At 71.1% G+C, this 18,247-nt stretch carries 14 protein-coding genes; 9 read left to right on the top strand and 5 right to left on the bottom strand.

Annotation, left to right across the window (positions count from 1 at the left end; genetic code table 11):
- The first annotated feature begins 90 nt into the window (after positions 1 to 90).
- The 4 genes from ACIQNG_RS16880 to ACIQNG_RS16865 all read left to right on the top strand — a co-directional run bounded on the left by ACIQNG_RS16880 (position 91) and on the right by ACIQNG_RS16865 (position 6,897).
- A complete protein-coding gene (locus ACIQNG_RS16880; protein ID WP_401485652.1) occupies positions 91 to 849 on the top strand; it encodes a TIGR03089 family protein in 759 nt (252 codons plus the stop codon).
- Positions 850 to 1,306: 457 nt separating this feature from the next.
- Entirely contained in the window at positions 1,307 to 3,205 is a 1,899-nt protein-coding gene (locus ACIQNG_RS16875; protein ID WP_401485650.1) for an LCP family protein, read from the top strand.
- Between the two features lie 329 nt (positions 3,206 to 3,534).
- Positions 3,535 to 5,097 (top strand): LCP family protein, encoded by a 1,563-nt coding sequence (locus ACIQNG_RS16870; RefSeq protein WP_401485729.1) that lies wholly within the window; start codon positions 3,535 to 3,537, stop codon positions 5,095 to 5,097.
- Positions 5,098 to 5,283: 186 nt separating this feature from the next.
- The gene (locus tag ACIQNG_RS16865) at positions 5,284 to 6,897 is read left to right on the top strand and encodes an LCP family protein (protein ID WP_401485648.1); all 1,614 of its coding nucleotides are present in this window, start codon (positions 5,284 to 5,286) and stop codon (positions 6,895 to 6,897) included.
- A 69-nt stretch (positions 6,898 to 6,966) separates the two neighbouring features.
- Here ACIQNG_RS16865 and ACIQNG_RS16860 read toward each other — a convergent pair whose 3' ends face one another.
- From ACIQNG_RS16860 to ACIQNG_RS16850, 3 genes are read right to left on the bottom strand one after another with little or no spacing between them, the layout of a single operon-like run.
- Entirely contained in the window at positions 6,967 to 8,220 is a 1,254-nt protein-coding gene (locus ACIQNG_RS16860; protein ID WP_401485728.1) for an ABC transporter permease, read from the bottom strand.
- A 41-nt stretch (positions 8,221 to 8,261) separates the two neighbouring features.
- Entirely contained in the window at positions 8,262 to 9,029 is a 768-nt protein-coding gene (locus ACIQNG_RS16855) for an ABC transporter ATP-binding protein (RefSeq protein ID WP_401485646.1), read from the bottom strand.
- Positions 9,026 to 10,417 (bottom strand): peptidoglycan-binding protein, encoded by a 1,392-nt coding sequence (locus ACIQNG_RS16850; protein WP_401439881.1) that lies wholly within the window; start codon positions 10,415 to 10,417, stop codon positions 9,026 to 9,028. The genes ACIQNG_RS16855 and ACIQNG_RS16850 overlap by 4 nt, the downstream gene beginning before the upstream one ends.
- Before the next feature lie 292 nt (positions 10,418 to 10,709).
- Here ACIQNG_RS16850 and ACIQNG_RS16845 point away from each other — a divergent pair, with 292 nt between their 5' ends.
- Both ACIQNG_RS16845 and ACIQNG_RS16840 read left to right on the top strand, forming a co-directional pair.
- Positions 10,710 to 11,117, top strand: coding sequence for a hypothetical protein (locus ACIQNG_RS16845; RefSeq protein ID WP_401439879.1), 408 nt, complete (start codon positions 10,710 to 10,712; stop codon positions 11,115 to 11,117).
- A gap of 12 nt (positions 11,118 to 11,129) precedes the next feature.
- A complete protein-coding gene (locus tag ACIQNG_RS16840) occupies positions 11,130 to 12,167 on the top strand; it encodes a hypothetical protein (protein WP_401485643.1) in 1,038 nt (345 codons plus the stop codon).
- Positions 12,168 to 12,216: 49 nt separating this feature from the next.
- Here the strand turns inward: ACIQNG_RS16840 and ACIQNG_RS16835 are convergent, their stop codons facing one another.
- Positions 12,217 to 13,272, bottom strand: coding sequence for a glycosyltransferase family 2 protein (locus tag ACIQNG_RS16835; protein WP_401439876.1), 1,056 nt, complete (start codon positions 13,270 to 13,272; stop codon positions 12,217 to 12,219).
- Positions 13,273 to 13,489: 217 nt separating this feature from the next.
- Here ACIQNG_RS16835 and ACIQNG_RS16830 point away from each other — a divergent pair, with 217 nt between their 5' ends.
- Positions 13,490 to 14,980, top strand: coding sequence for an LCP family protein (locus tag ACIQNG_RS16830; protein ID WP_401485641.1), 1,491 nt, complete (start codon positions 13,490 to 13,492; stop codon positions 14,978 to 14,980).
- Between the two features lie 335 nt (positions 14,981 to 15,315).
- Here the strand turns inward: ACIQNG_RS16830 and ACIQNG_RS16825 are convergent, their stop codons facing one another.
- Positions 15,316 to 15,957, bottom strand: a complete 642-nt coding sequence (locus ACIQNG_RS16825) for an acyl-CoA thioesterase (protein ID WP_401485639.1) — start codon at positions 15,955 to 15,957, stop codon at positions 15,316 to 15,318.
- A 119-nt stretch (positions 15,958 to 16,076) separates the two neighbouring features.
- Between ACIQNG_RS16825 and ACIQNG_RS16820 the strand changes: the two genes are divergently transcribed.
- On the top strand, positions 16,077 to 17,390 hold the full coding sequence (locus ACIQNG_RS16820) for an LCP family protein (RefSeq protein ID WP_401485637.1): 1,314 nt from the start codon (positions 16,077 to 16,079) through the stop codon (positions 17,388 to 17,390).
- A gap of 144 nt (positions 17,391 to 17,534) precedes the next feature.
- Entirely contained in the window at positions 17,535 to 18,227 is a 693-nt protein-coding gene (locus ACIQNG_RS16815; RefSeq protein ID WP_401485635.1) for a hypothetical protein, read from the top strand.
- The last annotated feature ends 20 nt before the right edge of the window (positions 18,228 to 18,247 follow it).

Below are 18,247 nucleotides of genomic sequence, written 5' to 3'. Positions count from 1 at the left end.
GGGAATATGACGGACCGTCGGGTCGCGCTGCGCCGAACCGGTGACCCGGGCGGCGGACCTCCGGGCGTTCACGCGCGTACGCTTGCCCGGGTGAACGCCACCGATCGCACCCCTGCCGACCTGCTGCGTTCCGCGCTCGCCGCGGACCCGGCCCGGCCGCTCGTGACCTTCTACGACGACGCCACCGGCGAGCGCGTCGAATTGTCCGTCGCCACCTTCGCCAATTGGGTGGCGAAGACATCGAATCTGCTCCAGGACGGACTCTCCGCCGAACCCGGTGAGCGGGTCGCGCTGCTGCTGCCCGCGCACTGGCAGACCGCGGTGTGGCTGCTGGCCTGTTCCTCGGTGGGAGTGGTCGCCGATGTGGGCGGCAATCCCGCCGCGGCCGACCACGTGGTGGCCGGACCCGGCGCGTTCGAGGCGGGGCTCGCCTGCCGCGGTGAGCGGTACGCGCTGTCCCTGGCACCGCTGGGGCGCCGCTTCGTCCCCGGCCCGCCCGAGGGGTACACCGACTACGCCGTGGAGGTGCCCGGGTTCGGGGACCGTTTCGCGCCGTACGCGCCGGTCGACCCCGAGGAGCCCGCGCTGATCGTCGCCGGGGCGGAGCGCACGGGCGCGGAAGTGGTGGAGCGGGCGCGGGCCGAGGCGGGCGGGCTGGGACTGACCGGGCCCGGGGCCCGACTGCTGTCCGGGCTGTCGTACGACACCTGGGAAGGGCTCAGCGCGGGGTTGTTCGCACCGCTCGCCAGCGGCGGCTCCGTGGTGCTGTGCCGGAATCTGGACCGGCTGGACGAGGGTGCGCTGGCCGCGCGGGTCGAGAGCGAGCGGGTGACCGCGACCGCGCGTTAGTTCGAGGGTTCGGCAGTTCGACGGTTCATTGGCCTCCCGATCCCGATCCCAGCCCCAGTCCCGATCCCAGTCCCGATCCCGATCCCGGGCATGGAATGCCCCCTTTTCCTTTGCACCCGGCTTTGCGCCTGGTTTGTCGCGCTCTTTTGCAGGGGAGTGCGAAGGCAAGCCCCTACGCGCCGGCGGTACCGCCCGTCAACTACGGCCACGAAGGCGAACCTTGGGCAAAGCAAATGCCAAGGGACCGTGCTGGTGTTCAAAGAAATGGGCGGGATTGCCCAGTTGTATGGGCGTGGAATGTGTCACCGACGTCGTCGCACGTTGAACTGGCCGGATAGTGTGAGCGCTTCGGTGCACCCGACCCTCGTTCGTCGCGGCGTCGCGCACCGTGTGTATGAGACCCGAGCGCCTTGCGGGTGAAGGCGCCGCGTGGCCCCGACGGAGGATTCGGACAACCGTGGACGCGCAAGGCCGTGGGCGGGCGGAGAATGTCGACCCCGCAGACCAGTGGGTGCTCAATCCGAACACCGGTGAATACGAACTGCGACTGGGCCCTTCCACACCGCAGTCACCGGTTCCCGGACAGCGCGGCACCGGCAGAGCCGCCCGCCCGGAGAACAAGGCGCGGAGCCGCGAGTCCGCCGGGCAGGAGTCCCGCGAGGGCCGGGGCACCCGCGAGGGTTCCGGTCGAGGCACCCGCGAGGGCTCCGGCCGACCGCCCCGTGACGGCCGTGACGGCCGTGACGGCCGGGGCAACCGCGACGACCGGTTCACCCGTGAGGGCTCCGGACGCGACACGCGGGAGGCGCCGGGCCGCGGTGCTCCCGGCCGGGAGGTGCCGCCACCGCGACGGCGCCGCACCGGGCCGGAGGAGCCGGCGCCCGGTCGGCGCGGGCGGCGGCCGGCGAAGCGGAAGTCGAAGACCAAGCGCGCTCTGGCGTGGACCGGCGGCTCGATGGCGTTCGTGCTGCTCGCGGTCGGCGTCTCCGGCTATCTGTATCTGAAGCACCTCGAAGGCAATGTCAGCACGACGGACGTCGGTGACGCGGGCTCCGGCAGCTTCTCCAAGGACGAGGCGTTCAACATCCTGCTCCTCGGCACCGACAAGCGGACCGGTGCGGGCAACGACGGCTACGGCGACAAGGGCAGCCTCGGCCACGCGGACACCACGATCCTGCTGCATGTCGCCAAGGACCGGTCGAACGCGACCGCCCTCAGCATCCCGCGCGACCTGATCGTGGACATCCCGGACTGTCCGACCAAGCAGCCCGACGGCAGCGAGGAGGTCGTGGCCGGGCTGACCGGGGTGCGGTTCAACCGGAGCCTCGGCGAGAGCGGCCGGGACGCGGGCTGCACCATGCGCACGGTCGAGCAGGCCACCGGCATCAAGCCGGACCACTTCATGATGGCCGACTTCAACGCGATCAAGACGCTGACCACCGCGGTGGACGGGGTCGAGGTCTGTGTCGAGCAGGCGGTCGACGACCCGGACTCCAAGCTGAAGCTGCCCGCCGGCAAGTCCACCGTCGAGGGCGAGGAAGCGCTGGCGTTCGTACGGACCCGCAAGAGCTGGGGCAACAAGGGCGACCTGGACCGGATCAAGGTGCAGCAGCAGTTCCTGGCGTCGCTGATGCGCAAGATGTCCTCCGGCGACACGCTCACCAGCCCCAGCAAGCTGATGAGCCTGGCGGAGGCGGCCACCGACGCGCTCACGGTGGACACCGGTATCGGCAAGGTCCCCACGCTCAAGGACGTGGGGCTGGAGCTGAAGAAGGTCCCGACGAAGAACATCACCTTCACCACGATCCCCGTCATAGACAACCCGGCCGAGAAGGTCCCGTCGACCGTCGTCGTGGACGAGACCAAGGCGCCCGAGGTCTTTGACGCCATCCGCGACGACGTCTCCTTCACCGAGGTGAAGAAGGCGGAGAAGAAGGAGAAGGCCGAGATCGCCGCGCGGCTGAAGGGCACCAAGGCCGATCCGTCGGAGGTGCGGGTGCAGATCTTCAACGGTGGCGCGGAGGGCGGCTCGGCACAGACCACCCTCACCTGGCTCCAGAACGAGGAAGGCGTCCTCAAGTCCGAGAACGGCGGCAACGCCGACGGGGAGCAGGCCAAGACGACCCTGGAGTACGCCCCCGACCAGGCGGACCAGGCCCGCCGCCTCGCCGACATCATGGGCCTGCCCGGGTCCGCGATGAAGCCCGGCGAGAGTGTCACCAACTCTCAGGGTCAGCCGGCCATGACGCTCGTCCTCGGGGAGGACTTCAAGGGGGCGGGCACCCCCGTCAAGGCCCCGGCCAAGGCGCCGGACGTGGACAAGTCCACGGCGGACGAGGTGAAGTGCGCGAGCTGATCGCGCCCTGGGACACAGGACACGGCGGACCGGTGAGGCACCTCATCGACCCGCCGTGCCCCAGGGGGACACTCCTCCGTACTCTTCATACCTACATGAAGGCCCTTCTTCGCTTCGTCATGTGAATTTTGCTCTTCTCCGGCCAACCACGACCCGCCCTCGGTGGTCTGACAGAGAGCCGACCGGAATCGGCGGCCTGGCCGAAGGGTGGTCGAAGGGTGGCCGAAGGGTGGGCGAAGGGTGGCCGAAGGGTGGGCGAAGCGCGGGGGAAGGACGGGGAGTTGAGCCGGAGCAGTGCGCGGGAGAAGACGCCCGCGGTCGACGACACCATGCCGCTGACGCGCCAGGATCCGTCCTCGGCGGGCCGGCGGGGCAGACGGCGGGCGACGTCCGGGCGGAAGGTGCTGCGCTGGTCGGCGACCGGTGTGGCCCTGGTGATCCTCGGGACCGCGGGTGCCGGATACCTCTACTACGAACATCTGAACAGCAACATCGAGAAGGGCGAGCGCAGCAGCGGCGACTCCAAGGCCCAGCGCACCGAGCCCAACGCCGCCGGGCAGACCCCGCTGAACATCCTGCTCATCGGGTCGGACAGCCGCGCCTCGGACAAGAACGTCGCCCTCGGCGGCAGCAGCGACAATCGCGACAATCCGCCCCTCGGGGATGTGCAGATGCTGGTCCATCTCTCCGCGGACCGCAAGAACGCGAACGTGGTCACCATCCCCCGGGACACCCGCGTCGACATACCCGAGTGCACGGATCCCGAGACCAAGAAGACCTACCCGGCGACCAACGGCATCATCAACGAGTCCCTCGGCCGGGGCGGGGCCGGCTGCACGCTCGCCACCTGGGAGAACCTCACCGGGGTCTATGTCGACCACTGGATGACGATCGACTTCGCGGGCGTGGTGAGCATGGCGGACGCCATCGGCGGTGTCGAGGTCTGTGTGAAGCAGAACGTGTGGGACCGCCCGCTGCCCGGGATGCGCGGCGGCTCCGGGCTGAAGTTGAAGGCGGGCACGAGGAAGGTCCAGGGCGAGCAGGCCCTCCAGTGGCTGCGCACCCGGCACGCCTGGGGCAGCGATCTGCTGCGGGCCCGCGCCCAGCACATGTACATGAACTCGATGATCCGCACGCTGAAGGAGCAGAGCATCTTCAGCGACACCGGCCGGCTGATGGATCTCGCCGAGTCGGCCACGAAGTCACTGACCGTCTCCGAGGAGATCGGCACCGTCAAGAAGCTCTACGGCCTCGGTATGCAGCTCAAGACCGTGCCGACCAATCGCATCACCATGACGACGATGCCGAATGTGCAGGACCCGCTGGACGAGAACCATGTCGTCCCGGACGGCGAGAACGCCGAGCAGGTCTGGCGGATGCTCCGGGACGACGTCCCCTTCGACGCCAACGGCAAGGACAAGCAGAAGAGCGGCGAGAAGGACGAGGACGGCAAGGTCAGCAAGGATCCCGCCGCCCCCGACGCGGAGATCGCCGTCCAGGTCCGCAACGGCACCGGCAGCGACACCCAGGCCGCCGCCACCGGCCGGGCCGGGGCTGTCGCCCAGCAGCTCGTCGGCGAGGGCTTCACCCAGGCCGTGGCCGATCCGTCGGCCGCGCTCTCGCGGGAGCGGACGGTGGTCTCGTACCCGAGCGCCGATCTGGAGGGCGACGCCCAGCAGGTCGCGAAGTCGCTCGGCATCCCGCTGACCTCGGTGAAGCGCAGCACCGACGTCTCCGGGATCACGCTCGTCGTGGGCGCCGACTGGCGCGAGGGCACGGCCTATCCGGAGGAGAAGGAACCGGAGGCCGGGGACATCCCCGACAACGCGGACGCCATCAACGGTTCGGACAAGAACCAGTGCATGGAGGTGTACGAGCCCTACCGCTGGTAGCCGACCGGGAGCGAGGACGCCTCCCCGCCGGTGCGGTGACGCAGGTCACCCCGTGAGGGGTTGCCTGGCCGTCACCTCCCGTAAAAGATCACATTCTGTTCTGGTGTAGACCTGTCGGTCCTGGTCACGGGGCCTGGTCACAGGTCGCTGATCCCCGTACCGCGCAGGGTGGGGGAGGACGGGCATATGAGGCAGCGAAGTGAGCAGCAGGAGGGGACGCTCACCCGCGCCCGCGACACGGAGGCGGAGCCGGAACCGGCCGAGGACGACGAGCCGCCGGGCGGGGACGGGACCCCTCGCAAAGGCGCGGGGCGGCGCGGGCGGCGGCTCCTGAAGTGGGCCACGGCCGGACTCGCCGTCGCGATGATCGCCGCGGCAGCCGCCGGATACCTCTACTACGAGCGGCTCAACGACAACCTGAAGAAGGACCATCTCAACCTCGCCGACAGCAAGGTCCCCGCGCCCACGCCCAACGCCGCCGGGCAGACCCCGCTGAACATCCTGCTGATCGGCTCCGACGCCCGGGACACCGAGGAGAACCAGGATCTGGGCGGCGCCAGGGAGACCTTCGGCTCGACGCCCCTCGCGGACGTCCAGATGCTGGTGCACCTCTCCGCCGACCGCACCAACATGTCGGTGATCAGCATGCCCCGCGACACCCTGGTGCGGATCCCGAAGTGCACCGACCCCGACGACGGCACGGTCTACCCGGCGAGCGACGGCCGGGTGATGACCAACCAGAGCCTCGGCCACGGCGGTCCCGGCTGCTCGGTGGCGACCTGGGAGAAGCTGACCGGCATACCGATCGACCACTTCATGATGGTCGACTTCGCGGGCGTGGTCAGCATCGCGGACGCGGTCGGCGGGGTCCCGGTCTGTGTGGACGCCAACATCCTCTCCCGGGACAGCAAGGGCCACGGCTCCGGGCTGCGCATGGAGAAGGGCACCCACCCGGTCCGGGGCGAGCAGGCCCTCCAGTGGCTGCGCACCCGCTACGGCTTCGAGGACGGCTCCGACCTCGCCCGCTCCAAGGCGCAGCACATGTACATGAACGCGCTGGTCCGTGAGCTACGCGCCAACGCCACCCTGAGCAGCCCCAACAAACTGCGCCGGCTGGTCGAGCAGGCCACCAGAGCGCTCACCGTCGACCAGGGCCTGGACACCGTAAAGAAGCTCTACGACCTCAGCAACGAACTGCGCGGGGTCGAGCCCGAGCGGATCACCATGACGACCATGCCCAACCGGTACGTCGGCGCGCGCGTCGAACCGACCGAGGACGCCGAGCAGTTGTTCCGGCTGGTCCGCGAGGACATCGCCCTCGACGGCAAGGACGAGCCCGCCGACCGGGACGGGACCCCGTCCGAGGCGCCCACCGACCCGGCCGCCGACGACGCGAAGATCGCCGTACAGGTGCAGAACGGCACCCGTACCGACACCCTCGGCCCGGCGAGCGGACGGGCGGGCACGATCGCCGGACTGCTGGTGGACCGGGGGTTCGCCGAGGCGTTCGCGGACCGCAGCAGCGCGCTCACCGAGGAGCGGACGGTGATCCGCTACCCCAGCGCCGACCTGGCGGGAGACGCCCTGCGGATCGCCGAGGCCCTCGGCGTCCCGGCCGGTTCGGTGCAGAAGTCCACCGACGTCTCCGGGGTCACCCTCGTCGTGGGCGCGGACTGGCGCGAGGGTACGAAGTACCGGGCGCCGAAGGTCGACAACACCACGCCGGAGTCGGCGAACGCCCTCAACGGCGCGGACGAGACGGCGTGCATGAAGGTGAACCCGGCGTTCACCTGGTCCTGAGCCAAGTCCGGCCCCGGGGCCGACCGGGTCCGGCCCCGGGGTTTCGGACGGGTTCGGGTCAGGGCGGGGTCAGCGGCGGAGTGCCTCGGCGGGTGGGATGCGGCTGGCCCGCCACGCGGGGTACAGCCCGGCGATGACCCCGGTGGCCAGTCCGATGGCCGGGGCGGCGACGACGGTCGTGGGGTGGATGACGGGGGTCCAGTCCCGTACGACGGACATGGCGACGACGGTGACGGTGCCGAGGCTGGTGCCGATCAGCCCGCCGAGCGCGCCCAGGGCGCCGGACTCGGCGAGGAACTGGAAGGTGATGTGGCGGCCCCGGGCGCCGAGCGCGCGCCGCAGGCCGATCTCGCCGGTGCGTTCCAGGACGGCGACGAGGGTGGTGTTGGCGATGCCGACCGCGCCGATGACCAGGCAGATCCCGGCGAGCAGCAGGAACAGTTCGTCGAGGTCGGAGGTGACGGTGCCGCGCAGGCTCCGCGGGTCCGGCGGGGGGACGACCTTGAAGTGCTCGGGGTGGGCGGGGTCGAGGGCGAGGGCGGCCTGGGAGGCGATCTGGCGGGCGGCGCCCAGTTCGGTCGAGACCAGCATCCTGGCGCGTTCGCCGCTCTCGGGGCCGCCCCAGATGCGTTCGGCGGCGGTGCGCGGGACGACGACCGAGAGCAGCAGGTCGGCTTTGCGTTCGACGTCCGCCACGACGCCGATGACGGTGAAGGCGTGGTCGCCGACGAAGACGGCGGGCGCGGTGTCCAGGGTGGTGATGCCGAGCCGGGCGGCGAGGCCGGAGCCGATGACGGCGACGTTCTCGCCGCGGTCGTCGTGGTAGGCGTCGAAGGTGCGGCCCTGCGCCAGGGCGGGTCCGGCCGCGTCGAGGACGCCGGGGGAGGCCGCGACGACCTGGGTGCGCTCGCCCGCCGCCCCGGTGCCGGGCGGTACGGCCGCGACCGTGTCCTCGGGGCCGAGCCGCACCGGCCAGTACACGCCCGCGGCGCGCACCCCGTTGAGCGCGCCGATCCGGCGGTCGGCGTCGGCCGGGAAGGCGTTGGGCAGGAGGTCGGGCTGGTCGCCGCCGGTGTCCTCGACGGTGACCTCGGTCGCGGTGAGCGCGTTGAAGCGCGAGTCGATCTGGGAGGAGGTGGTGGCGGTGAGCCCGAGCACGGCGACGAAGGTGGAGACGCCGAGGACGGTGCCGAGCGCGGTGAGCGCGGAGCGGGCGGGGCGTTGCAGCACACCCGCGGTGGCTTCGGAGACCAGGTCGCGGGTGCTGAACCGGGAGCGGTCGCCGCGCTCCGTACGGGCCCGGCCCCGCGCGGGGAAGCGCACCGAGCCGGCGAGTCTCTTGACCGCCCGGCCCACGGAGAACGTCACTCGCCCGCCCCTCCCCCACGGACCGTGCCGGACCCGGCCCCGGCCCCGGCCCGCTCGCCGAGTACCCCGTCGCCGGTGTCGGGCCGTTCGCTGAGTACGCCGTCGCGGATGGTGATCGTGCGTTGGCCGCGGGCGGCGACCTCGGGGTCGTGGGTGATGACCGCGAGGGTCATGCCGTCGTCGTGGAGTTGGTCGAGCAGGCGGAGGATCGACGCGGCGGTGGTGGTGTCGAGGTTGCCGGTCGGTTCGTCGCACAGCAGCAGGGAGGGGCGGGCGACCAGGGCGCGGGCGATGGCGACGCGCTGCCGTTCGCCTCCGGAGAGGCGGGTGGGCAGGGCGTCGATCCGGTGTCCGAGCCCGACCCGCTCCAGCGCCTCGCGCGCCCGCGCGGTCCGTTCGCGCCGGGGTCCGGCGTTGTAGACCATCGCCAGGGTCACATTCTCCAGGGCGGAGCGGTGCGGCAGCAGATGGAAGCTCTGGAACACGAACCCGATCCGCCGTCCGCGCAGCCCGGTGCGGTCGGCGTCGCGCAGTGCGCCGGTGTCGATGCCGTCGAGCAGATACCGTCCCTCGGTGGGCGCGTCGAGCAGCCCGGCGATGTTCAGGAACGTCGACTTCCCGGAGCCGGACGGCCCGACGACGGTGACGTACTCGCCGCGCCCCACGGTCAGTTCGCACGGCTTGAGCGCGGTGACGGGCGGCGGGCCCGGGTAGGTGAGCGCGACCCCGCGGAACTCCATGACCGGGGGTGGCCCCGCCGTCATCGGGTGTCCCCCTCGGCCCCGCTCCCGGAGGCCGTTGCGGAGACGCCCACGACCACCTTGTCGCCCGCGGCCAGGCGGGCGCCCTCGACCGGGGTGACCTCGGTGTAGCCGTCGCCGGAGGTGCCGGGGCGGACCTCGACGCGGCGGCGGTCGCCGCCGGGGGCGAGGACGGTGACGGTGATCCGGGAGTCCGCGCCCGCGGAGATCGCGGAGACGGGGACGACGAGCACCTTGCCGCCGGTGGTGGCGGCCTCGACGGTCAGCCGTACGTCCTGGCCGGCGAGCCGGGCCGGCAGCGGCTTGCCGGGTTTGATCTCGACGGCGTAGCCCTGTCCGGCGGTGGACGCGGCGGCCGGGTCGTCGCCCTCGTCCTCGGGGGCGGTGGGGGTGTCGGCGACGGAGGCGACCGTGCCGGTGACCTCGTCGCCGGTGACCTCGGAGAGGATGGAGACCTGCTGGCCGGGGCGGACGAGGTCCTTCTCCTGGGCGCCGAGGGAGCCCTTGATCACCAGGCGGCCCGCGGAGACGGTGGCGAGTTTCTCGCCCGCCTCTCCGCCGACCTCGGCGTTCATGGTGTCGACGCGGGCCGGGAAGCCGGAGAGGAAGACCACTTCGGAGGCGGGGAGCATCGGGCCGGAGACCGCCTCGGCCTCGGTGAGCCGGGTCCTGGCCTCGGCCAGGTCCTCGCGGGCGTAGCGGATCTCGTCGGCGTCGCGCTTGTCGGCGTCGGCCTTGAGCAGTCCGTCGAGCTGCCGCTGGGCCGTCTTCACCCGGTCCTCGGCGGCGGTGACCGGGTCGTCGCCGGTGTTCTCGGCACCGCCCGCGCGGACGGGTTCGTAGCCGATGGCGGCGTACAGCGCGGCGACCGCGTCCTTGGTGCCGGGGCCGTAGGTGCCGTCCGGGTCGGTGCCCGTGGGGTGGCCGAGGGAGCGCAGGGCCTTCTGGAGCTGGCGCACGTCGTCGCCGTGGGTGCCGGGCTTGAGGTCGCGGTAGACGGGGAGCGTGCCGGGCAGCGCGATCACGGGGCGGCCGGAGACCTCGACCAGGACCCGGCCGGAGGGGAAGGTCTGCCCGGAGCGGACCATCACCTTGGTGACGACGGCGGCTCCGGCGCCCTCGACGGCGGCGCCGGCCGGGGCGATGTCGACGGTCTGGGAGGCGGCGACCACACCGCGGGTGACGACGGTGTCGGAGAGCACCCGCTTCTCGACGGGCGCGGTGAGCACATCCGGAGCGGGCGGCCCGGCCTCGGCGGCGGCCTGGGCGGGCGATTTGACGAAGGTCGAGGTCCACAGCGCGGCCCCGGAGAGCACCACGGCACCGGTCGCCAGTACGGCGACCGCGCGCTTGCGCCGAGACAGCCCGGAGCGCGACTCCGGCTTCACCATGTTTCCCCCTTGTTGGTGAAGACCCGGGGCAGCGCGCGACCGGCTCCCCCACGTCCGCCCTAGAGCGGAACACCCGCCAGGTTTTCCTGTCAAGCGGCTTTTTTCGCAGGGTATTTGAGGCGGTGACAGCTTTTCGGCCACCAAGATCGTTATTCGGCCAATCGATGGCGGAACGGCTCCCTCACACTTGCCTCACAGGTATGTGCTCATGCCAAGATCACCGGCGGTCCGCATTCGGAACACTCGGGGCGTTCGCGCCCCGGGGCAGTCAACAGGGGGTAAGACCATGCGTATGGCCACGAAACTGGCCGGACTCGTCCTCGCCGCGGGCACGCTGGCGGTGACCGCCACACCCGCCAACGCCTATTCGTTCAATGATTACAAGGACGGAAAGTGCGTGGCCGAGGAGCTGTGTATGTACTACCACTCCACGTCGTACGCGTCGTCGTCCTTCATGGACTACTTCGACGAGGAGCCCACCCACCACAACGACACGTTCCTGGCGACCGGTCCCGGCAAGGGGCAGACCGTCGGCAACAACTCGTCCTCCGCGAAGTGCTGGGGCACCCGCTACAACTACGCGATTTTCTTCAACTCCGACTTCAAGGGTCAGCGCCACAACCACACCTGTGACGGTGTCCGCCGCGACACACCGGGCTGGCTGCAGAACAACAACGCGTCCAGCTACGAGCCCTACTAGGCAGGCATCGTCGTGCGCACCATCCGTCTCGGACTGGTGCTGGGCTGTTCCGCCGCTCTCCTGCTGAGCGGCTGCTCGTCCTCGGACCCGGGACCGGCCGACCGGTCCCGGGCCGGGGACGACGCCCCGCCGGTCGACTTCAAGAACCCGCCCCAGGTCTCCGCCACCCCCAGCATGAGCGCCGCCCGCGCGCTGGAGCTGCCGCTGGAGGCGTACGAGTGGACCGACGACGAGGAACGCACCCGGCGCCAGGGCGAGGATCTGCTCGCCGCCGCCTGTATGCGCGACTTCGGCTTCGATCTCGCCCCCCGGCCCCGCTACCGGGGTGACAAGGCGCTGCGCGACGCCAACCGGTACGGCGTCACCGACCCCGACACCGCGTCCCGCTTCGGTTACCGCATCGATCCGGCCGCGCGTGGCCCCAAGCCGCCCGGGGACGACTTCTCGCCGGCCGAGTCCCTGGTGCTCTTCGGCCCACAGGACGGACAGGACCCCTCGCAGGAGGAGGGCGGCCAGGATTCCTCGCAGGAGGAGGGCGGGCAGGATTCCTCGCAGGAGGAGGGCGGGCAGGCCGAGGGCACGACCGCCGACGGCAAGCCCGTGCCCAAGGGCGGCTGCTGGGGCAAGGCGATACGCGATCTCGCCGCCGACGGGCCGAAGGTCGACCCCGACCAGGAGGAGTTCGCCTCCCAGCTCGCGATCTACACCTTCCAGGAGGCCCAGAAGGACTCCCGGGTCAAACGGGTCTTCGCCGACTGGTCGTCCTGCATGAAGGAGCAGGGCTTTTCCTACAAGGGCCCGATGGACCCGGTCGAGGACCGTTCCTTCAAGAACGCCGAGAACGCCGAGACGGCCTCCGACCGGGAGATCCGGGTCGCCGTCGCCGACGTGGAGTGCAAGCAGCGCCACAACGTGGTGGGCGTCTGGTACGCCGTCGAGGTCGCCTACCAGGAACGCGCCGTCGAACAGAACCAGGAGCAGCTCAACACGCTCAAGGAGCGCAAGGAGTCGATGCTCAGGGCAGCCGCGGAGGCGGGGGCCACGGCCTGACCACGCCCCGCCGAAGCGGTCGCTGTGGCCACAGGGGCCACTTAAGCGGTCACTCCGCCGCGCGCTCCGTCGCCCGCTCCGCGGGGCCCGGCACCGACGGGCGGCGGGAGGCGATGACCTTCCTGGCCAGGGACTTCGGGCTGGTCAGGAAGCCCCATCCCCAGGACATGTGCATGGTGGCGAGGGCCACCGGGATCTGGAGGCGGGCCTTGAGGGGCAGCCCCTTGCCCGCGGGCACGGACCCGGCGACGATCGCGGCGAGGTAGCCGCCCGGCACCACCAGCGCCCACGGGGTGAGCGCCACGCCCACCACGACACCCGCGGCGATGGCGCACACGGCCGTCGGCGGGGCGAGGTAACGCAGGTTGATCGAGCCGGAGTGGTAGCGGGCGACGACGTGCCGCCAACGGCCGTAGTCCTTGTACTGCTTGGCCAGCGCCCGCACGCTCGGCCGCGGCCGGTACGACACCTTCAGCTCCGGCGAGAACCAGATCAGGCCGCCGGCCTCCCGGATCCGGAAGTTCAGCTCCCAGTCCTGGGCCCGGATGAACTCCTCGTTGTAGCCGCCCTGCTGCTCCAGGGCCGCGCGGCGGAACACCCCGAGGTACACGGTCTCGGCGGACCCGGCGGCCCCGCCGGTGTGGAACGCGGCGTTGCCGACCCCGATCTTCGAGGTCATCGCGGCGGCTACCGCGTGCTCCCAGTCGTTCTCGCCCTCGGCGTGCATGATCCCGCCGACGTTCTGCGCGCCGGTCTCCTCCAGGAGCCGTACCGCGGTCGCGATGTAGTTCGGCGACAGGATGCCGTGCCCGTCGACCCTTACCACGATCGGGTGACGTGACGCCTTGATCGCCGCGTTGAGCGCGGCGGGCGTACGCCCCGTCGGATTGGGCACGGTGTGCACGCGCGGGTCCTCGGCCACGAGCGCGGCGGCGATCTCGTCCGTGCGGTCCGTCGACGGACCGAGGGCGATCACGACCTCCATCTCACCGGCGTACTCCTGCGCGAGGATCGCGTGGACGGCACCGCGCAGATGCCGTTCCTCGTCGAGGACGGGCATGATCACGGAAACGGCGGGGAGCGGCATCCCGGAGTTGGCGTTCATCGGGTCTCACGTTACCGCGAACGGGGGACACCCTTGCGCGCCACCGGGTCGCTGCACCAGACCGCAGATCGTATGGGCCTACGGTGCTCACGGACCCCGCCCGAACGGCGCACCCAGCACGGCGCAGGCCACCCGCGTCCCAGGGGTCCCGCGCAGGGCCGGGCCCGGGATCCCGACGGGCCGGCCACCGCCCAGGCTCCGCCGGAGGTGTCCCCCCATGTCCCGCACGTCCCCCGCCGGTCCGCAGCGCCGCCCGCGCCCCGCCCCGCGCCCGGGTCGTACGCCCGTACGGCCCCCACGCAGGCCGCGCTGGGCCATGCGGGCGGTGACCACGCTCTCGGTGGTGGTGCTGGCGTCCGCCGGGATCGGGCACGCGGTGATGACCGGCCTGGACTCGGACATCGCACGCGTGGACGCGTTCAAGGACATGAAGAACCGGCCGCGCGCCGGGCACGGCATGAACGTGCTGCTGGTCGGCACCGACGGCCGGGACAAGATCACCGAGGCCGAGCGGCGGGCGTACAAGCTGGGCGGGGCGCCCTGCCACTGCACCGACACGATCATGATCGTGCACATCTCGGAGGACCGGGAGCGGGCGAGTGTGGTGAGCCTGCCGCGCGACTCGTACGCGGAACTGCCCGCGCACACCGACCGCACGACGGGTGAGCGGCATCACGCCCACCCGGTCAAGCTGAACGCGGCGTACGCGGAGGGCGGACCGCAGCTGACCGTGCGGACGGTCGAGCGGATGACCAAGGTGAAGATCGACCACTATCTGGAGGTCGACTTCACCAGTTTCATGAAGACGGTGGACGTCCTCGGCGGCGTGGAGATCTGTATCGCGGAGCCGATGAAGGACCGGTACACCGGTCTGGATCTGCCGGCCGGCCGGCACGAGATGACCGGCGGGCAGGCGTTGCAGTACGTCCGGGCCCGTCATGTCGGCGGCGCCTCCGACCTGGGCCGGATGCAGCGCCAGCAGCGGTTCATGGCGGCGCTGGTGGCACGGGCCACTTCCTCCGGGGTGCTGCTGAACCCGATGAAGTTCCGGGACGTGACGCGGGCGGTGCTGGGTTCGGTGCGGGCGGACCGGGGTTTCGGCACGGACGAGTTGCTCGACCTGGGGCGGGCGATGCGCAACTTCTCGCCCTCGTCGTCCGAGTTCACGACCGTGCCGATCGGGCGGATGGGGTACGCCGTGAAGGGCATCGGGTCGACGCTGAAGTGGGACCCGGAGGGGTCCGAGGCGCTCTTCAGGGCCCTGCGCGACGACAAGCCGCTGTCCGGGCGGACCGGGAAGCCCACCGCCGAGCCGAAGGCTCCGCCCGCCGTCCGGGTGCCGGTCGCGCCGGACCAGATCCGGGTCCAGGTGGAGAACGGCACCGACACCTCGGGGCTGGGCCGCCGCGTCGACACGGCGCTGGCCGCGCAGGGCTTCCGTACGACGAAGCAGCCCACCAACGCCGAGCGCCCCGGCGCCGGCCGTACGGTCGTGTCCTACGACCCCCGCTGGGACCGCTCCGCCAAGTCCCTCGCCGCGGCCCTCCCCGGCAGCGAACTGCGCCCTGTGAAGGACCAGGGCGCGGTCCTGAAGGTGACGGTGGGCTCCGATTTCAAGGCCGTGCAGAAGGTCCGGGCCGAACACCCCGCACAGAACGAGACCCCCGACGAGAAGGTGGTCCGCGGCGACGAGACCGGCTGCTCATAACCCACGCAACGGCACCCCCAAAGGGGCGCGGGGAACAGCCCACCCGCCACACCACCGGCTCCCCATAACCCACGCAACGACAACCCCCCAAAGGGGCGCGGGGAACAGCCCACCCGCCACACCACCGGCTCCCCATAACCCACGCAACGACAACCCCCCAAAGGGGCGCGGGGAACTGCGCGCCCAGCCACACCCAACCCGCACCCGCCACACAACCCCCACCCCACCCCCACCCGCGAGGAACAGACGCGGGGAACTGCACAACCAGCCACAACCACCCCGCACCCACCCCACGCCCCCCGGCCGCCCCACACACCCCGGCCGCTACGCGACCCTCACCCCGCCCCCCGCTCCCGCAGTTCCATGATCGCCCGGCGCCGGGCGAGCCGGTGGGTCCGCCGGATCTGGGCCTCCTGCCAGCGACGCCGGTCCCGCTCGGTCTCGGGAACCACCGGAGGTACCCGCCGGGGCTTCCCGTCCGCGTCGACCGCCGCGAAGACCAGGTACGCGGAGCCGACCTGGGTCGCCGGGGTGGACTCGTTCCAGCGCTCGGCCATGACCCGGACGCCGACCTCCATGGAGGTCCGGCCGGTCCAGTTGACCTGCGCTTTCACATGCACGAGGTCGCCGACCCTGACCGGCTCCAGGAACGCCATCTCGTCCATGGAGGCGGTGACGGCGGGCCCGCCGCTGTGCCGCCCGGCGACCGCGCCGGCGGCGTCGTCCACGAGTTTCATGATCACACCGCCGTGCACGGTGCCCAGCAGGTTGGTGTCGTTGTGGGACATGATGCGGCTCAGGGTGGTCCGCGAGGCGGCCGTGGGCTTGCCGGGGATACCGGGGGCGTCCGCGCCGACCTGGGCGTCCGGGTTCCCCGGGCTCGCCAGGGCCTCCGGGCTCGCCAGGGCCTCCGAGCCCGCCGGGTTCGCCGAGTTCGCCGGGTTCGCCGGGTCGCTGACGCCGGGATGATCTGTCATGCCCTCCACCCTATGCCGCGGGACGAACCGGCGAATTTGTGTCGGCTTCGCAACAGCCGTGCTCTGATTTTCCGTCGGACCTTGTAATGGGCACGGCGCCGCACGGCACACTTAGGCCCATGAATGACTGGCCCCAGGGATGGTCCGACGACAACCGCGCCGGAAACGGCCGAGGCAGCCGCCGCGGTCACGGCCACGGCGGCGCGAGCGCGCAGCCGGAGAGCGCGCGTGTGATGCGCCAGGTGCGGCGCGGGCCGACCGGGGCCGGGGCGGGCGGCTATCCGCCCGCGCCCCCGCAGCAGGCGGTGCCGCAGCAGCCGTCGTACGTCGACGGACAGGGCGGCTACGACAGCGGGTACAACACCGGCCAGGTGTACGGCGGGGCGGGCGGCGGCGACGGACGGGGCACGGGCCACGGCGGCGGCGGACGGCAGGACGGGCCCCGGCCCGCGCCGGACTGGCGGCGGCGGACCAAGCTGACCGGCATCACCCTGGTCACCGTGCTGGTCATCACCTCCGTGGGCACGTATTTCTGGGCCGACTCCAAGCTCAACCGCGAGGTGGACCTCTCCAAGGTCATCGACCGGCCGGAGGGCGGCGAGGGCACCAATTACCTGATCGTCGGCTCCGACAGCCGTGAGGGCATGACCGCCGAGCAGAAGAAGGACCTGCACACGGGCTCCGCCGAGGGCAAGCGCACGGACTCCATGATGATCCTGCACACCGGCGACAACGGCTCCACCCTGGTCTCCCTCCCTCGTGACTCGAACGTGGAGATCCCCTCCTTCGTGGGCTCCGACTCCGGCAAGCGCTACGAGGGCACCGGCCGGCAGGTGAAGCTGAACGCCGCCTACGCCGAGGACGGCCCCGAACTCCTGGTCCGCACGGTCGAGTTCAACACCGGGCTACGCATCGACCACTACGTGGAGATCGGCTTCGCCGGCTTCGCGAACATCGTGGACGCGGTCGGCGGGGTCGAGATGGACATCCCTCGGGCCATCAAGGACACCAAGTCGGGCGCGAACTTCGAGAAGGGCAAGCAGACCCTGAACGGCGAGGAGGCGCTCGCGTTCGTCCGCACCCGGTACGCGCTGGCCGGCTCCGACCTGGACCGCACCAAGAACCAGCAGAAGTTCCTGTCCGCCCTGGCCGGTCAGGTGGCCACGCCGGGCACGGTCCTGAACCCGTTCAAGCTGTACCCGACGATGGGGGCCGGTCTCGACTCCCTGATCGTGGACAAGGAGATGGGTCTGTTCGACCTGGCGGGCATGTTCTGGGCGATGAAGAGCGTCAGCGGCGGTGACGGCACCTCCATGAACATGCCGCTGGCAGGAAATTCGGCGAACGGCAACCTCCAGTGGGACGCCACGAAGGTGAAGGAACTGGTGAACCAGCTCAAGAACGACGAGAAGGTCACGGTGTCGGGCAACTGACGAACGCCGATCCCTCTCGTCGACTTCGCGTCAATACCGCCGCATCTACGGCAAGTTGAACCGCTCTCCCGCACCGGGCCGTTGTTCTCCGTACAAGGGCCACCCGGACCTGGCGGCCCCGTCAGGAAAAGGAGAACCAGCGGAATGCCTCGCCCCCGTAGTGATTCCGGCAGTTCCAGTGATGCCGAGCCGTTCATCGCACCCCAGTACCAGGAAGAACGCTACGACCGCGTCGAACGGCATATGGCCGACCTCAGGAACGAACGCTGGCCGGCCGAACTCCTCGACGCACTCGGTCCGGAATTCTATGACCGCGAGGACGACTATCGGGACGCAACGCAGTCCCTTCAGCAGGCCGGTGCGGACTTCGCGCAGATGCAGCAGGACATGCAGAGCGGGCTGATCGTCCCGGATTACAACTCCAGGGTCCAGACCTACAATCAGGCCGTCGAGAACTACCTCACCGCCGGCGAGTGGTATCACCACAGCGTGGAGAGCGCGCGGGAGCGGGTGCGCGAAGCCGAACGGAACTGGAGCGCGCGGTCGGCGCAGACCCGGCTGCCCCCCGTCGCACAGCAGCCGCCTCCCGAGCTGACCTCGTACATGGCGCAGAACACGGCACGGCAGTACGCGGCAGCGGGTATGACGCAGGCGCAGGCGGCGGCCCAGTCCTCCGCGCCCCAGGGAACGGGTACGTCGTCGCAGTCGCAGCGCGGCTCCCGGCGCGACCGCGACGACCGGCCGCCCCACCGATCCTCGCGGAACGGAGAGCGCCGCTCCTCACGGAACGATCAGGGCTCCTCGCGGAACAGCCACGGCCGTTCCGGACATCACTGAGGCCGTCCGACAGCGTCCGA

Origin of the sequence: Streptomyces sp. NPDC091377, from assembly GCF_044757045.1 — a bacterium.
Classification (GTDB): domain Bacteria; phylum Actinomycetota; class Actinomycetes; order Streptomycetales; family Streptomycetaceae; genus Streptomyces.
This window is presented reverse-complemented; position numbering and strand designations above follow the sequence as displayed.

Coding starts and splice junctions, on each gene's coding strand:
- ACIQNG_RS16820 (WP_401485637.1), top strand. CDS start 16,077: ATGAATGACTGGCCCCAGGGATGGTCCGACGACAACCGCGCCGGAAAC.
- ACIQNG_RS16870 (WP_401485729.1), top strand. CDS start 3,535: ATGCCGCTGACGCGCCAGGATCCGTCCTCGGCGGGCCGGCGGGGCAGA.
- ACIQNG_RS16825 (WP_401485639.1), bottom strand. CDS start 15,957: ATGACAGATCATCCCGGCGTCAGCGACCCGGCGAACCCGGCGAACTCG.
- ACIQNG_RS16835 (WP_401439876.1), bottom strand. CDS start 13,272: ATGAACGCCAACTCCGGGATGCCGCTCCCCGCCGTTTCCGTGATCATG.
- ACIQNG_RS16830 (WP_401485641.1), top strand. CDS start 13,490: ATGTCCCGCACGTCCCCCGCCGGTCCGCAGCGCCGCCCGCGCCCCGCC.
- ACIQNG_RS16865 (WP_401485648.1), top strand. CDS start 5,284: ATGAGGCAGCGAAGTGAGCAGCAGGAGGGGACGCTCACCCGCGCCCGC.
- ACIQNG_RS16850 (WP_401439881.1), bottom strand. CDS start 10,417: ATGGTGAAGCCGGAGTCGCGCTCCGGGCTGTCTCGGCGCAAGCGCGCG.
- ACIQNG_RS16845 (WP_401439879.1), top strand. CDS start 10,710: ATGGCCACGAAACTGGCCGGACTCGTCCTCGCCGCGGGCACGCTGGCG.
- ACIQNG_RS16855 (WP_401485646.1), bottom strand. CDS start 9,029: ATGACGGCGGGGCCACCCCCGGTCATGGAGTTCCGCGGGGTCGCGCTC.
- ACIQNG_RS16815 (WP_401485635.1), top strand. CDS start 17,535: ATGCCTCGCCCCCGTAGTGATTCCGGCAGTTCCAGTGATGCCGAGCCG.